12 protein-coding genes are annotated in these 15,896 nt (G+C 62.0%); 10 read left to right on the top strand and 2 right to left on the bottom strand.

Features of this window, described 5'->3' with window-relative positions:
• The first annotated feature begins 36 nt into the window (after positions 1-36).
• The 6 genes from tolB to glmM all read left to right on the top strand — a co-directional run bounded on the left by tolB (position 37) and on the right by glmM (position 8,359).
• Positions 37-1,338 (top strand): Tol-Pal system beta propeller repeat protein TolB, encoded by a 1,302-nt coding sequence (gene tolB, locus IB238_RS12385; protein WP_192246611.1) that lies wholly within the window; start codon positions 37-39, stop codon positions 1,336-1,338.
• A 233-nt stretch (positions 1,339-1,571) separates the two neighbouring features.
• Positions 1,572-2,096, top strand: a complete 525-nt coding sequence (gene pal / locus IB238_RS12380; RefSeq protein ID WP_192246609.1) for a peptidoglycan-associated lipoprotein Pal — start codon at positions 1,572-1,574, stop codon at positions 2,094-2,096.
• A 213-nt stretch (positions 2,097-2,309) separates the two neighbouring features.
• On the top strand, positions 2,310-3,287 hold the full coding sequence (gene ybgF / locus IB238_RS12375; RefSeq protein WP_192246607.1) for a tol-pal system protein YbgF: 978 nt from the start codon (positions 2,310-2,312) through the stop codon (positions 3,285-3,287).
• Positions 3,288-3,304: 17 nt separating this feature from the next.
• A complete protein-coding gene (gene tilS / locus IB238_RS12370; protein ID WP_348648230.1) occupies positions 3,305-4,636 on the top strand; it encodes a tRNA lysidine(34) synthetase TilS in 1,332 nt (443 codons plus the stop codon).
• 228 nt (positions 4,637-4,864) lie between these two features.
• Positions 4,865-6,787, top strand: a complete 1,923-nt coding sequence (gene ftsH, locus IB238_RS12365; RefSeq protein WP_192246605.1) for an ATP-dependent zinc metalloprotease FtsH — start codon at positions 4,865-4,867, stop codon at positions 6,785-6,787.
• A 219-nt stretch (positions 6,788-7,006) separates the two neighbouring features.
• Positions 7,007-8,359 carry a phosphoglucosamine mutase gene (glmM, locus tag IB238_RS12360; protein WP_192246603.1) on the top strand — a complete coding sequence of 451 codons (1,353 nt, stop codon included), beginning with the start codon at positions 7,007-7,009 and terminating at the stop codon, positions 8,357-8,359.
• A gap of 171 nt (positions 8,360-8,530) precedes the next feature.
• On the opposite strand, the gene IB238_RS12355 is transcribed toward glmM, so the two are convergent.
• Entirely contained in the window at positions 8,531-9,244 is a 714-nt protein-coding gene (locus IB238_RS12355; protein WP_192246601.1) for a hypothetical protein, read from the bottom strand.
• A 605-nt stretch (positions 9,245-9,849) separates the two neighbouring features.
• On the opposite strand from IB238_RS12355, the gene IB238_RS12350 reads away from it, so the two are divergent.
• The 4 genes from IB238_RS12350 (at position 9,850) to serA (ending at position 14,826) form a co-directional block, all read left to right on the top strand.
• Entirely contained in the window at positions 9,850-10,695 is an 846-nt protein-coding gene (locus IB238_RS12350) for an outer membrane protein (protein ID WP_192246599.1), read from the top strand.
• A 290-nt stretch (positions 10,696-10,985) separates the two neighbouring features.
• Positions 10,986-11,795 carry an outer membrane protein gene (locus tag IB238_RS12345; RefSeq protein ID WP_192246597.1) on the top strand — a complete coding sequence of 270 codons (810 nt, stop codon included), beginning with the start codon at positions 10,986-10,988 and terminating at the stop codon, positions 11,793-11,795.
• Between the two features lie 177 nt (positions 11,796-11,972).
• Positions 11,973-13,154, top strand: a complete 1,182-nt coding sequence (locus IB238_RS12340; RefSeq protein ID WP_192246595.1) for a phosphoserine transaminase — start codon at positions 11,973-11,975, stop codon at positions 13,152-13,154.
• Between the two features lie 76 nt (positions 13,155-13,230).
• On the top strand, positions 13,231-14,826 hold the full coding sequence (gene serA / locus IB238_RS12335) for a phosphoglycerate dehydrogenase (protein ID WP_192246593.1): 1,596 nt from the start codon (positions 13,231-13,233) through the stop codon (positions 14,824-14,826).
• Between the two features lie 101 nt (positions 14,827-14,927).
• Here serA and IB238_RS12330 read toward each other — a convergent pair whose 3' ends face one another.
• Positions 14,928-15,878 (bottom strand): ELM1/GtrOC1 family putative glycosyltransferase, encoded by a 951-nt coding sequence (locus tag IB238_RS12330; RefSeq protein ID WP_192246591.1) that lies wholly within the window; start codon positions 15,876-15,878, stop codon positions 14,928-14,930.
• Between the last annotated feature and the right edge of the window lie 18 nt (positions 15,879-15,896).

The following is a 15,896-nucleotide window of genomic DNA, read 5'->3' as shown; positions in this document are numbered from 1 at the left end:
GCCGGAAGGCATGAACCCTAGGAAGGCCTAGAAAGCATGTTGAGACGCACTTTTCTCCATTCTGCCGCCGGGTTGACCGGCCTTGCCGCGACCGTGTCGCCGGCCATGGCGCTCGTCGAAATCAATGTCAACAAGGGCAATGTCGAGCCACTGCCGATCGCGGTGACCGATTTTATCGCCGGTGGCGATCTCGGCCAGAAGATCACCGACGTGATCGCGGCCGACCTGAAGCGCTCCGGCCTGTTCGCCCCGGTCAGCAAGCAGGCCTTCATCGAGAAGATCTCCAATCCCGATCAGCCGCCGCGCTTCGAGGACTGGAAGGTCATCAACGCGCAGGCGCTCGTCACGGGCCGTGTGGCGCAGGAAGGCAGCCGCCTTCGCGCCGAGTTCCGCCTGTGGGACACGTTTGCCGGCCAGCAGATGACCGGCCAGCAGTTCTACACCCAGCCGGAGAACTGGCGGCGTGTCGCCCATATCATCGCGGACGCGATCTATGAGCGCATCACCGGTGAGAAGGGCTACTTCGACACCCGCGTCGTCTATGTCGCCGAGAGCGGCCCGAAGAACGCGCGCAAGCGCCAGCTCGCCATCATGGACCAGGACGGCGCCAATGCGCGTGCGCTGACCAACTCCAACGAGCTTGTCCTGACGCCGCGCTTCTCGCCGAGCCGCCAGGAAATCACCTACATGTCCTTCGAGGGCCAGCAGCCGCGGGTCTACCTGCTGCAACTCGAGACCGGGCAGCGCGAAGTCGTCGGTAACTTCCCCGGCATGACCTTTGCCCCGCGCTTTTCGCCGGACGGCCAGCGGGTGATCATGAGCCTCCAGCAGGAGGGCAACGCCAACATCTACACCATGGACCTGCGCTCGCGCACGACCACCCGCCTGACGTCGACGGCTGCGATCGACACCGGCCCCTCCTATTCGCCGGACGGGAACCAGATCGTCTTCGAAAGCGACCGCGGCGGGCGCCAGCAGCTCTATGTGATGAGCGCCGACGGTTCAGGCCAGAACCGAATTTCCTTCGGCGACGGTTCGTACTCGACGCCGGTCTGGTCGCCGCGCGGCGATCTCATCGCCTTCACCAAGCAATCAGGCGGCAAATTCTCGATTGGCGTGATGAAGACCGACGGTTCGGGCGAGCGCATCCTGACATCGGGCTTCCACAACGAAGGCCCGACCTGGGCACCAAACGGCCGCGTGCTGATGTTCTTCCGCCAGAATGCCGGCGGCGGCGGACCGCAGCTCTTTTCGATCGACCTGACCGGCTACAACGAGCAGCAGATCCCGACGAACGGCTTCGCTTCCGACCCTGCCTGGTCGCCGCTTCTGGAGTAGTTGCCCCGAAATTGTGACCGCGCCGCCGCTTTCTCGCCTCAAAGTCCTGTAAACCAGGCATCGAACGGCGAGGGATTCGGCGGCGTCTGTCGTTCTAGGTCGGGGATACGAGGATCATTGCGAAAGCATTTGTTAACCATAGTCGTTGAAAGCCGATTAACCGCGTGCGGTTACAGTCTGGCAACCCTGATTGAAACCCAAGCCTTATCGAACTGATGCAAGGAGACCGGCTCATGAGCCGCATTGAAATCCCGGCCGCTGGCCGCATGCAGAATCTCGCTCGCAACCCCGCTATGCTTGCCCTGTTCATGGGTCTTGCTCTCGCTGGCTGCGCCAACAAGAAGAACCTGCCCAACAGCGCCGGCGACCTCGGCCTGAACAATGCCACCCCCGGCTCAACGCAGGATTTTACCGTCAATGTCGGCGACCGCATCTTCTTCGACACCGACTCCACTTCGGTTCGCGCCGACGCGGCTGCGACCCTCGACAAGCAGGCGCAGTGGCTGCAGAAGTATCCGAACTACGCAATCACGATCGAAGGCCATGCCGACGAACGCGGCACGCGCGAATACAACCTCGCGCTCGGCGCCCGCCGCGCGACGTCTACCAAGCAGTATCTCGTCAGCCGCGGTGTTCCGGCCAACCGGATGAAGACGATCTCCTACGGCAAGGAAAAGCCGGTCGCCGTCTGCGACGACATCTCCTGCTGGTCGCAGAACCGCCGCGCTGTTACCGTTCTCGGCGGCGCCGGAATGTAATCAGCGCAGGTCGGCTGAAGACAGTTACCCGGAAGGCCTGCCAGCGATGGCGGGCCTTCTGCTTTGAAGGGGTGCGGCCGAAAACGAATGATTGCTCCGACGGCCGCAGTTTTTTATCACACTTTGGCCGAACTCCGTTGCTTTTTGGGAGCATTTGGAAAAACCTGCGGCAGCGCGCAAATGCGCGGATTTGGACGAACAGGACAAAGTCATATGAAGAAAATCGTCGCGGCAAGCCTGATTGGCTTGGCAGCCATCGCCGGGCCAGTGGACGCGCTGCACGCGTCTCCGCTCTCGGCGCTGGTGAATGGCCTGACGCCGGGTACCGGCAAGGCGAACAAGGAAGTCGTGCTGGCGCAGGCCAACGAAGCCATGCGCATCGGCGAACTCGAAGAACAGATCCGTTCGCTGAATGGCCGGATCGAAGAGATGAGCTTCCAGTTGCTGCAGATGCAGGAGCAACTGCGCAAGACCCAGGAAGACAACGAATTCCGCTTCCAGGACCTGGAGAGCGGCAAGGGTTCCGGCAAGAGCGGCGCCCTGCAAAAGCCACTCGGCCAGGCTTCCGACACCAGCCAGACGGCAGAAACGCAGCTCCCGGCGGATCCTTCCGCCGCGGGCACGACCGACACGGCCTCCGCCGGCAGTCTGGCCCCGCAGGAGCAGAACCTCGGCTCGATCCGCTTCGACGAGCAGGGCAACCAGATCGGGGCAGACGTGAACGAGAGCGCCTCGATCGGCAGCGGGGCGCTTCCGGACGTCGACAGCGGCCTGCCGACGGCCGGCGGACAGGCAAGTGCTTCGCTCGACAATCCGGACGACATCTACAAGGCTGGTTACGGCCACGTCCTTTCGGGTGATTACGCGCTCGCCGAGAAGGAGTTCCGCGACTATCTCGACATCTTCCCCGAGGGCGACAAGGCAGCGGACGCGAGCTTTTGGCTCGGCGAAGCACAGTATTCGCAGGGAAATTTCAACGAGTCCGCCAAGACGTTCCTGAACGCGCACCAGACCTACAGCAAGTCGAAGAAGGCGCCGGAAATGCTTCTGAAGCTCGGCATGTCGCTTGCCGCGCTCGACAACCGCGAAACCGCCTGCGCGACGCTGCGTGAGGTTGGCAAGCGCTACCCGAACGCCTCTAAGGCCGTGAAGACCAAAGTGACGAGCGAGCAGAGCCGGCTCGGCTGCTGATACGACGGAGCGACGTCGTGAACGGCCCCAATAGCCAGGGCATCGACGAAACGGTCGCCCATTTTCTCAAAAGTTTCCAAAAGCCCGCAAGGTTGCTCGTTGCCGTTTCCGGTGGCGGCGATTCCGTTGGCCTGCTGCTCGCGCTGGACGACGCGCTGAAGACGGGCGGCTTTTCCGGGTTTTCTCTCATTGCCTGTACCGTCGATCATGCGCTGCGCGCAGGGTCCGCCGATGAAGCGCTCTGGGTCGCAGCGCTTTGCGCGCGCCGGGGCATTCTGCATGTGGTGCGTCGCTGGGATGGCCCGAAGCCTGAGGCAGGTATCCAGGCGCGCGCCCGGGAGGCGCGTCATGCGCTGCTGGCAGAAGCCGCGCGTAGCCACGATGCGGATGCGATCGTCACAGCGCACAATCTCGACGACCAGCGCGAGACAATCGCGATGCGCAAGGCGCGCCGGAGCGATGGCGTGGGCCTTGCCGGCATCGCGCCCGCGACACTCCTTTTCGGCACCCATTGGGTGCTGCGACCGCTCCTTGGTACGTCGCGGGCTAACATTCGCGGCTATCTGAAAGGGATTGGTCAGGACTGGCTCGAGGATCCGAGCAACGTCAATCGCAACTTCGAGCGTGTCCGCATCCGGGTGGAGGGGGCTTCTGAACCTACGCTGCGGGGCGAGGCAGCCGAGGGCGCGGGACAAGCGGCAGCCGAGGTGCGAGCCCGGATGGCGCGGGAAGGGGCGGCGTTTCTCTCGCGCGAGTTCAGGGCCGTCGGTGCCGACCTTGCGTGGCTGCCTGTTCGGGCGATCATGTCGGCGATGGACGATGAGGCGCATTGGCGCGCCCTGCTGGCCGTGATCGCGGTGCTCGGTGGCCGCGCGCACCTGCTGGAGGCCGATGCCGGAGACCGGTTGAAGGTCTTTCTCGCAAGCGGGAGGCTGTCGCGGATGACCGCGGGCAGGGTGGTGTTCGACCGTCGCCGCGAGGGGTTGTATCTCTACCGGGAGCATCGCGGCATTGCTCCCGCAACCGTCGCGCCGTTCGACCAAACCGTCTGGGATGGTCGCTGGCGGGTGCAGAACCTTAGCGGCACAGAGCTTCTGGTGCGGTCCGCAATGGATGAGGCGGCCTTGGGATCCGGGGAGGGCGATGTCCCAATGGGTGTCGTCAGGCGCGCGGCGCGCAGCAGCCCGCTCGTTCTGGCGGGTGATACACAGGCGGGTGACGAACACTTCGCGCTCGAGCCGGTGCTCGCGCCCTACGACCGGTACCTTCCGGTGTTCGATCTGCCGCTTGCGCAAGCGATCGCCGGGCTGTTCGGGCGGGCGCCCTATCCGGCCCCGCCAATTCCGTAGGGGTGCGACGACTGGCGCCGTGGCAAAAGCGGGCCAGATGGTTCATAAGGCGGGCAACGTACCCGCGAATTTCCGCCGGAACCGCAAAACCGCCATAGCTGTCAACGATAATTCCAGAAACGGCCGGGCGCCGTTCGGTTTGCCTTGGCAAGGCGGCAGTGCGACCCTATGTTAGGTGCAAATGAGACGGCGCAACCCCTGTAGCCGAGAAAGTGCCCGGAAAGCCCGATGAATCCAAATTTCCGCAATGTCGCCCTGTGGGCCATCATAGCGCTCCTGCTGATCGCTCTCTTCAGCATGTTCCAGACGAGCCCGGCGCAGACCGGCTCGCGGGACATTCCCTACTCGCAGTTCCTCAAAGAGGTTGACGCCAGTCGGGTGAAGGAAGTTGTGATTACCGGCAACAAGGTTGTCGGCAGCTATGTGGAAACCGGCACGACGTTCCAGACCTACGCGCCAAGCATCGACGATGCTCTGATGGAGCGGATGGAAGCAAAGAACGTCGTGATCAATGCGCGCCCGGAAACCGACGGGTCCAACAGCTTCTTGAGCTATATCGGCACGCTTCTGCCGATGCTCCTGATCCTCGGTGTCTGGCTGTTCTTCATGCGCCAGATGCAGGGCGGCTCGCGCGGCGCGATGGGCTTCGGCAAGTCCAAGGCCAAGCTTCTGACGGAGGCGCATGGCCGCGTGACCTTCGCTGACGTCGCCGGCGTCGACGAGGCCAAGCAGGACCTGGAAGAGATCGTCGAATTTTTGCGCGATCCGCAAAAGTTCCAGCGTCTCGGTGGACGCATCCCGCGCGGCGTGTTGCTGGTCGGCCCTCCGGGTACTGGTAAGACGTTGCTGGCACGCTCGGTTGCTGGCGAGGCGAACGTGCCGTTCTTCACCATTTCCGGTTCCGACTTCGTCGAGATGTTCGTCGGTGTGGGCGCTTCGCGCGTCCGTGACATGTTCGAGCAGGCGAAGAAGAACGCGCCCTGCATCATCTTCATCGACGAAATCGACGCCGTCGGTCGTCACCGTGGTGCTGGCCTTGGCGGCGGCAACGACGAGCGCGAACAGACGTTGAACCAGTTGCTTGTCGAGATGGACGGCTTCGAGGCGAATGAGGGCATCATCCTGATCGCCGCGACGAACCGCCCAGACGTTCTCGACCCGGCACTGCTGCGCCCCGGCCGTTTCGACCGTCAGGTCGTCGTGCCGAACCCGGACATCGTGGGCCGCGAGCGCATCCTCAAGGTACACGTCCGCAACGTGCCGCTGGCGCCAAACGTCGACCTCAAGGTACTTGCGCGCGGGACGCCCGGCTTCTCGGGCGCAGACCTGATGAACCTCGTCAACGAGTCGGCCCTGATGGCAGCACGGCGCAACAAGCGTCTAGTCACCATGCAGGAGTTCGAAGACGCCAAGGACAAGATCATGATGGGCGCGGAACGCCGCTCGTCCGCCATGACGGAGGCCGAGAAGAAGTTGACGGCCTATCACGAGGCGGGCCATGCGATCCTGGCGCTGAACGTGCCGATGGCCGATCCGCTGCACAAGGCGACCATCATCCCGCGCGGCCGTGCGCTCGGCATGGTCATGCAGTTGCCCGAGGGTGACCGCTATTCGATGAGCTACAAGTGGATGGTCTCGCGGCTTGCCATCATGATGGGTGGCCGTGTTGCCGAGGAAATCACCTTCGGCAAGGAGAACATCACCTCCGGCGCGTCCTCCGACATCGAGCAGGCGACGAAGCTGGCCCGTGCGATGGTGACGCAGTGGGGCTTCTCCGACCAGCTCGGCCAGGTGGCTTACGGCGAGAACCAGCAGGAGGTCTTTCTCGGCCACTCCGTGGCGCAGTCGAAGAACGTGTCGGAGTCCACCGCCCAGAAGATCGACAACGAGATCCGCCGCCTGATCGACGAGGCCTATGCGGAAGCCAAGCGCATCCTCACCGAGAAGCACCACGAGTTCGTGGCGCTGGCCGAAGGCCTGCTCGAATACGAGACGCTGACCGGCGATGAGATCAAGGCGCTGATACGCGGCGAAAAGCCGGCGCGCGACCTTGGCGACGACAGCCCGCCGCATCGCGGCTCGGCGGTGCCGAAGGCCGGCCAGAAGAAGGGCGGCGAAGCGGAAGGCGGGCTCGAACCGCAACCGCAGTAATTTCGCCAAACAAAGATCTAGAATGGGACCGGCCGCAGAATGCGGCCGGTCTTGTTTTATGACGTGCTGGTAACGGGCTGTAACGACATCAGATTCAATTTCAGATGCTCTCGTGCTCATTCTGTGGCAAAAGGCGCACAAAATGGATATGGCGCGAAGTGAGGCGAGCCCATGGCCCCGGCGGGAGCGATATCTGACTATGAGATTTTAGGAGAAGAGATGAAGCGTCGCTATTTCGGCACGGACGGCATCCGCGGCCAGTCCAACGTTTTTCCCATGACGCCCGACCTTGCGATGCGGGTTGGCATCGCGGTGGGCACTATCTTCCGCCGCGGCACCCATCGCAATCGGGTCGTCATCGGCAAGGACACGCGCCTTTCGGGCTACATGCTCGAGAACGCGATGGTGGCGGGCTTTACCGCCGCCGGTGTCGATGCCTTCGTCCTCGGGCCGATCCCGACGCCGGCCGTCGCCATGCTGACCCGCTCGCTGCGCGCCGATATCGGCGTCATGATCTCGGCCTCGCACAATCCCTTCCAGGACAATGGGATCAAGCTTTTCGGCCCGGATGGCTACAAGCTTTCCGACCAGCTGGAAATGCAGATCGAAGCGCTTCTGGAAAACGACGCCGTGCCGCAGCTCGCCAAGGCGGACGAGATCGGTCGGGCAAAGCGCATCGACGGTGTGCAGGACCGCTACATCGAGCACGCTAAGCGCACCCTGCCACGCGATGTGACGCTGCATGGCCTGCGGGTCGTGATCGACTGCGCCAACGGTGCGGCCTATCGCGTGGCGCCAGCGGCCCTGTGGGAGCTTGGCGCCGAAGTGGTCACGATCGGGGCAGAGCCGAACGGAACCAACATCAACCTCGATTGCGGCTCGACGCATCCGGATGCCTTGCGGCGCAAGGTGGACGAAGTGCGCGCCGACATCGGCATTGCGCTCGATGGCGACGCGGACCGCGTGCAGATCGTCGACGAGAACGGCAGGCTGATCGATGGCGACCAGTTGATGGCCGTGATTGCCGAGACCTGGGCTGCCGACGGCATGCTCAAGGGTGGCGGGCTTGTTGCGACCGTGATGTCCAATCTTGGACTGGAGCGTTTTCTGAAGAGCAAGAAGCTCGGCTTGCAGCGCACGCAGGTCGGTGATCGCTACGTGGTCGAGCATATGCGCCAGCACGATTATAACGTCGGCGGCGAGCAGTCCGGGCATATCGTTCTTTCGGATTTCGGCACCACGGGCGACGGGCTCGTGGCTGCGCTGCAGGTGCTGGCCTGCGTCAAGCGCAGCGGCAAGCCGGTCAGCGAGGTTTGCCACCGCTTCGATCCGGTGCCGCAGATCCTGAAGAACGTGCGCATTTCCGGCGGCAAGCCGCTGGAGGACGCAACAGTGCTGGCCGCGATCGCGGATGCGGAAAACGCGCTTGCCAAGAACGGCCGACTGCTGATCCGGCCGTCGGGAACCGAGCCGCTGATCCGCGTGATGGCGGAAGGTGATGACCGGTCAAAGGTCGAGCGCATCGTCGACGAGCTGGTCGGGGTGATCGGTGCGGCGCGCAGCGCCGCCTGAGGCCGCAATCGCCCGTCGGGTGGAAATCGCCGAGTCAATTCAAGAGGGCCGGGGTCTCAGACCGCGGCCCTCTTGTTTAGTAAGTCTTGCAGTTTTGCGATGCGGTGGCAGGTATTGGCGGGATGATCGTGTCGGACCGACAAGCGCAGGCGTTGCAGATCGACTTGTTATTTATGCCGCTTCGGTTTCGAAGCTGACGCCAATGAACTCGTTGTCGGCGGTGCGGCGCGCGCGCAGCTGCCTTCCAGGAGTGCGCAACGCATGGTCATGCACATGCAGGCCATAGATGTGTTCGATCCATTTAGCGTTCTTGCAAATCCGCCGTGAGCGCAACATGTTCCACGGCGCCATCTTTCGCATCGGGTTCTCGGCATTGAACTCGTTGACCGCAAGCCATTCGCCGACCCAAGGATTGACGGTGATGTCGCCGATATCATCGAGATAAATCGGCACAAGCGGCAAGTATTTTTCCGGATCACCAGTGAAGGCGGCCAGAGAGTCCTTGGCGGAAGAATAGTAATCGACGTCGACCGACGCGAATCCGATCGGCGCGGACGCATCGACCGTGCTCAGGAATTCCGGCAGCGTTTCCGTGATCGGACCGAGGATGAGTTCGCAATTGGGCGGCAGGCTGGCGCGCAGACGATCCGCATCCATCGGGAAGTCGCCGGCGGCGTAGGCTTCCGGCAGGTCGCGGTAGTCAATCGGCTCGGGCATTCCTGTACCGGTATCGAAACCCACCACCCGGAATTCGATACCAGTTACTTTCGTAACCTCCGCGGCGATGCGGCAGATGTTGAGAAGTCCGGCGCCGGCAGCCACGCCGAACTCCAGCAGTGTCAAACGCTTGTAACCCCATTCTTTAGCGAGGTCGGCCGCGCGCAAGATTGGAAAGGCGTATTGTGGGCGGATCACCAGATCGAAATCGACCTTCCGCCGGAAGCCCCCAAACACGGCCACGAAGAGAGATGCGACGTTGATGTGCAGCGGCTCCGTCAGGCGCTCCACGGCAACGCGTGCGAGCTTGTCCTTCCGAAGTATTCTCTTGAAGAGGGGGTTCATGATCCTATGGCTCCTACGCAGTAATAAATTGAGTACATTGTATTTGGTGGATATAACGTTTCTGAACTCTGGCCAGAATAAATAACAGTGGCTGATCTGATGTTTGATAGGAAAACGAAATTATAGTTAGCTCACTTGGTAAACCAGCCGGGGCCGTCGGCCAAGAACGCGGTTATAGGTCCAAGGATTTGCGTAAGAAGCTGATGCTGTGGACGTGTAGTCGAGGATAGTTGGTTCAAGCCACGGAATATCGTTGTGGACGATGATCGACGTCTCCCGGCGCACACTCCTTACCTGAAAGTTAATACCTAGGGTAAAGCTTCGTAGTTAATTGCAACTTAACCTTTCCCGCCCATTATCCATGACGATCGATGAATTTGGTCCTGCGGTCGCCGCAGCACCGGATAATCAGTTTATGGAGTTGGGCCATGAAAATGTTATTGAGTACCGCCCTTGCAGCTCTGATTGCGAGCTCTTCGGCGTTTGCGGCTGACCTCTACGCACCGGAGCCAGCCCCGATTACCCCGGCTGCACCGGTGGCCGTATCGACCAGCGGGTGGTACCTGCGCGGCGACGTGGGCTACGCCTGGAACCACCTGCGCGGCGCCAGTTATTGGCAGGGCGGTCCTGGCGGCTTCAATGCAGACTTCGATGACGCCGATGTCGATGACAGCTGGGTGATCGGCGGCGGTGTCGGTTATCAGTGGAATGACTACTTCCGCACCGATGTGACGCTCGACTACATGTTCGATTCGGACTTCGAGGGTTCGACCAGCGGCAGCTGCGGCGTTGCGGCGGACTGCGTCTCGACTGACCGCGCCTCCTGGAACGCGCTGAGCCTCCTTGCAAACGCCTATGTCGACCTTGGCACCTATGGCGGGGTCGCCGGTGGCTTTGGCGGCATCACCCCTTACGTCGGTGCCGGTATCGGTGCCACACGGGTCAACTGGGGCAGCCTGCGCAACACCTCCTGCGACGTCAATGATCCCAGCAACTGCGATGGTTCGGTCGAGCATGACGGCGAGGACAGCTGGCGCTTCACCTATGCGCTGATGGCCGGTGCGTCCGTCGACCTGACCTGCAACTGGGCAGCCGACGCGGGCTACCGCTTCCGCCAGATCGCCGGCGGCGACATGTTCGGCTATGCCATGAACGGCGGCCCGGGCGATGACGACGGCTTCTACGTCCACGAGGCCCGCCTCGGCCTGCGCTACACCTTCAACAGCTGCGAAGCGCCTTACGTTCCGCCGGCGGAGCCCGTCGTCTACAAGTAAGCTGTCACGAGCTTTCGCATTAGAAGCCGTCCGGCATCAGTCGGGCGGCTTTTGTCATTTGGCAGCGACTGCTGGCCGGCTGTGGCCGTTCGAGCAGATCCGGACTGATCTCTAGTGCAGCAGCATCCATCGCCCGATACGGCATTGTTCCCCCTCCGCTGCCTAGCCAACTGCGTTTGCTAGCCGGTGGGCGTGGTTAACAAACATGCTTAACCACGCCTTAACACTTCCCTGAAATACTCGCTTTCACTTAACCGGCCCGACTTGTGGCCGTCGCGTGGGGGCGAGACATGATCGTGCGAAAGACAATTCTCGGTGCCGCTTTGGTCGCCGGCCTGTCGGCAACTGGCGCTCAAGCGGGCGGTGAGCTTTATCCGGTGGTCCAGGCACCGGAAGTCGATATGGGAACGATCGCCGTTGCTCAGGGCTGGTACATCCGCGGCGACCTTGGCTATTCCGGCTGGATCGACGGCGGCGAGCCGCGGTACCACTACTTCGACTCATTCGATGACCTGCAGTCGAACAGCGTCGATGACACGGACTTTTCCGACACCTTTTCCTATGGCTTCGGCATGGGTTACCAGTTCAACAACTACTTACGCACCGACCTGACAGTGGATTTCTTCAACTCAAGCGTCGAAGGCGAGTCGCAGATCGACAGCAACTGCCCGGTCGGTGGAGGAAGCTGCGATCTCACCCATGATACCGGGTTCGACGCCATCAGCGTGATGGCGAATGGCTATGTCGACCTAGGCACCTATGCCGGCTTCACGCCATATGTCGGTGCAGGCGTCGGTTCGACCAATATTCAGTGGGACGACGCGAAAACGGTGACGTGCGACGATGTCAGTTGCGTCACGACACGCAACCCGGGCGAAGAGAGCTGGCGCTTTACCTACGCGCTTATGGCCGGCGCCTCCTATGACCTGACAAACCGCATCAAGCTCGACGTCGGCTATCGTTACTCGGATGTCGATGGCGGCAAGATGTTCGGCTACAACGGCACTGAAAAGGATCTGGGCGCGTCGGGCACGGACGCCCATGACGAGGGCTTCCAGCGGCACGAGATCCGCGCCGGTATCCGCGTCACGACCTGGTAACGCCAATCTAAACCGATGATTGCGCGGCGCGGGATGGTTCTCGCGCCGCTTCCATTTGCGGCGAGAATTTTCCTTCGCGCGACATTATCGGCTTGACTTGGATAGCACCCTCCCATATTTCCGGCGGCGGGACACCCTTCCCCAACGAAGGGCTTTCTATCTGAGAGGATAGCCATCATGACGAAGACCGTCACACCGCCGGACATCCGTCCGAACAATACCCATTTTTCTTCTGGCCCCTGCTCGAAGCGCCCCGGTTGGTCGCTCGAAGCGCTCGCTGATGCTCCGCTCGGTCGTTCGCACCGCGCAAAGGTCGGCAAAACGAAACTTAAGCAGGCCATCGATCTCACCCGCGAAGTTCTGGAAGTTCCGGCCGATTACCGCATCGGCATCGTGCCCGCATCCGACACCGGCGCCGTCGAAATGGCTTTGTGGTCGCTGCTCGGGGCGCGCGGCGTCGACATGCTCGCCTGGGAAAGCTTCGGCGCCGGCTGGGTCACCGATGTGGTCAAGCAGCTCAAGCTCGCCGACGTCCGCAAATTCGAAGCCGCCTATGGCGAACTTCCCGACCTTTCCGCCGTCGATTTCGACCGCGATGTGGTCTTCACCTGGAACGGCACGACGTCTGGCGTGCGCGTGCCAAATGCCGACTTCATCCCGGCTGATCGCCAGGGCCTGACGATCTGCGATGCGACTTCGGCTGCGTTCGCCCAGAACCTCGATTTCGCCAAGCTCGACGTTGTCACCTTCTCCTGGCAGAAGGTGCTGGGAGGCGAGGGCGCGCATGGCGTTCTGATCCTTTCTCCGCGTGCCGTCGAGCGTCTGGAATCCTACGTTCCTGCCTGGCCGCTGCCAAAAATCTTCCGCATGACCAAGGGCGGCAAGCTGATCGAGGGCATCTTCCAGGGCGAGACGATCAACACGCCGTCGATGCTTTGCGTCGAAGACTATATCGATGCGCTTCTCTGGGCTAAGCAGATTGGCGGCCTCAAGGCGCTGATGGCGCGGGCCGATGCCAACGCCGAGGCGATCTTCGACTTCGTCGAGAACAACGACTGGATCGCCAACCTTGCCAAGGTACCGGAAACCCGTTCCAACACCTCCGTCTGCCTGACGATTGCCGACAAGGACGTGCTGGCACTCGACGCCGACGCGCAGGCCGCGTTTGCCAAGGGCATCGTAGCTCTCCTCGAGAAGGAAGGCGTTGCCTATGATATCGGCGCCTATCGCGATGCGCCCTCCGGCCTTCGCATCTGGGCGGGTGCCACGATCGACACCGCCGACATCCAGGCACTTCTGCCCTGGCTGACTTGGGCCTACGAGACCCAGAAGGCATCGCTTTCCAAGGCTGCGGCCTGATTGCGCGACCGGCCCCGCCTTCGGGCGAGGTCACCCCGATCTCAAAATCCTATTGCACGAATGAAGGAGGCCTTTCATGGCACCTCGCGTACTCGTATCCGATGAACTGTCGGAAACCGCCGTCCAGATCTTCCGCGACCGCGGCGTCGAAGTCGATTTCCAGCCACAGCTTGGCAAGGACAAGGAAAAGCTCGCCGAGATCATCGGCAACTATGACGGTCTCGCCATCCGCTCCGCCACCAAGGCGACGGAAAAGCTGATCGCGGCGGCGACCAACCTCAAGGTCATCGGCCGCGCCGGCATCGGCGTCGACAACGTCGACATCCCGGCCGCCTCGCGCCGCGGCATCATCGTCATGAACACGCCGTTCGGCAACTCGATCACGACAGCCGAGCACGCGATCGCCCTGATGTTCGCCGTTGCCCGCCAGCTACCGGCCGCCGATGTTTCCACGCAGGCCGGCAAGTGGGAAAAGTCGAAGTTCATGGGTGTCGAGATCACCGGCAAGACGCTCGGCGTCATCGGTGCCGGCAATATCGGCGGCATCGTCTGCAAGAAGGCGATCGGCCTCGGCATGCACGTTCTGGCCTTTGACCCGTTCCTGTCGAAGGAGCGCGCCGAGGAGATGGGCGTCACCAAGGTCGACCTCGACGAACTGCTCGCAAAGGCGGATTTCATCACGCTGCACGTACCGATGACCGACAAGACGCGCGGCATTCTCGGCAAGGAAAACCTGGCGAAGACCAAGAAGGGCGTGCGCATCATCAACTGCGCCCGTGGCGGACTGGTTGATGAGGCAGCACTCGCCGAGGCCATCAAGTCCGGTCATGTCGCCGGCGCCGGCTTCGACGTATTCGCGGTCGAGCCTGCCACCGAGAGCCCGCTGTTCGGTCTGCCGAACGTCGTCTGCACGCCGCACCTCGGCGCTTCGACGACGGAAGCCCAGGAGAACGTCGCTCTCCAGGTGGCCGAGCAGATGTCGGACTACCTCGTCAAGGGTGCGGTCTCCAACGCGATCAACATGCCCTCGATCACTGCCGAGGAAGCCCCGATCCTGAAGCCGTTCATCCGCCTTGCGGACGTGCTTGGCGCCTTCGTCGGCCAGGTCACCGAAAGCGCGATCAAGGAAATCGAGATCCTCTATGATGGCCAGACCGCGACGATGAACACCAAGGCGCTGACCAGCGCTGTGCTCGCCGGCCTGATCCGTCCGCAGGTCGCCGATGTCAACATGGTCTCGGCGCCGATCATGATCAAGGAGAAGGGGATCATCCTCTCCGAGGTCAAGCGCGACAAGTCGGGCGTCTTCGACGGTTACATCAAGCTGACGGTGAAGACGGCCAACCAGACGCGCTCGATCGCCGGCACCGTCTTCTCCGACGGCAAGCCGCGCTTCATACAGATCAAGGGCATCAACCTCGACGCCGATGTCGGCACCCACATGGTCTACATCACCAACACCGACGTTCCCGGCATGATCGGCTTCATCGGCACGACGCTAGGCGACGCCAAGGTCAACATCGCCAACTTCCAGCTCGGCCGCGAGAAGGAAGGCGGCGACGCGATTGCGCTTCTCTATGTCGACGGCGAAATCGGCGACGATGTGCTTGCCAAGCTCACCGCCCATCCGGCGATCCGCCAGGCCAAGCAGCTGACCTTCAACGTCGACTGATATCGTCTCCTCCCAAGCATGACGAGAAGAGGGCCTGCCCGGGAAACCGGGCGGGCCTCTTTTTTGTCTGGTGAGCGTGAATGGGGTGGCGGCCGACCGCGCTACAGCGCTTCGACGTGTGTGGGCTGAAGGTGTGCCTTGACGATGCCCGCTATCCGCTCGGTCTCGCAAGGCGGGGTGTATTCATATGGCGTCACGTCGCCTCTAAACGGCCGAGTCAATTGCAGGGTTTCCTGCAGGTCACGGTGATACCATTCGAACTTCTCGAGCCGCTCCCCAGGCGTCGGGGTGAGATCGAGCGCAAAGACGGGGCGACCGGTGGAGAGTGCCTCGCATGGCATCGTGATCGAATCCTTCGCGATCAGAAATGCATCTGCAGCGGACACGAAATCCAGGTAGGGATTTGGGCTAACCCTGTCCCAAACGACCACGCTTTTCGAACGAAGCCTGTTGACCGCCTGCAAGGTCTCATCGCTGGAACGGCGTGACACGGATATCAGCACCTTCCAGCCGTGGCGTACCAGCTCGCTTACAGCCGCTCCGATTGAAGCGTGCGATGCCGCATCGTACTCATAGGCGCCATTCGACCCGCCAACGAACACGGCAACCACTTTTTCGCCATCGGGTGCATACGCCTGTCGTGCTGCCTGTCGCCGTTCCTGCCAGAACTCTGCGGTAAAGCGGTGCGGTACGCCAAGCATTTGAAAGTAGTCATGTCGTCCGTCAAATTCGGGCTTCCAGTCGTGGCGTGACACAAAAACCATGCCGTAGCCATCGAGTATTGGCTCCTGGAGGTGAACCGTAAGCGGCCTGCCGCGATAGGCTGCCTTCATCTTCATGACCCGCTTCTCGGAACGAAATCCGCATGAGATGATGAGGCTCGGCTCGCGTTCCGAACGCCGAAAGAGCGGAGGATCGAATATCCTGCGAAAGCCTCTCCCGGCGATGAACGTCTTTTCGATCGGGTTCTGATCGAAGTGGCGAGCGACGGCGACGCATTGCGACAAGGTACCGATCTTCGGTTCGCTGACAACCCAGGCTGTCAAATTCATGCTCGCTCACCATCTGCT

Origin of the sequence: Rhizobium sp. ARZ01 (genome assembly GCF_014851675.1) — a bacterium.
In the GTDB taxonomy this organism is placed as follows: domain Bacteria; phylum Pseudomonadota; class Alphaproteobacteria; order Rhizobiales; family Rhizobiaceae; genus Mycoplana.
This window is presented reverse-complemented; position numbering and strand designations above follow the sequence as displayed.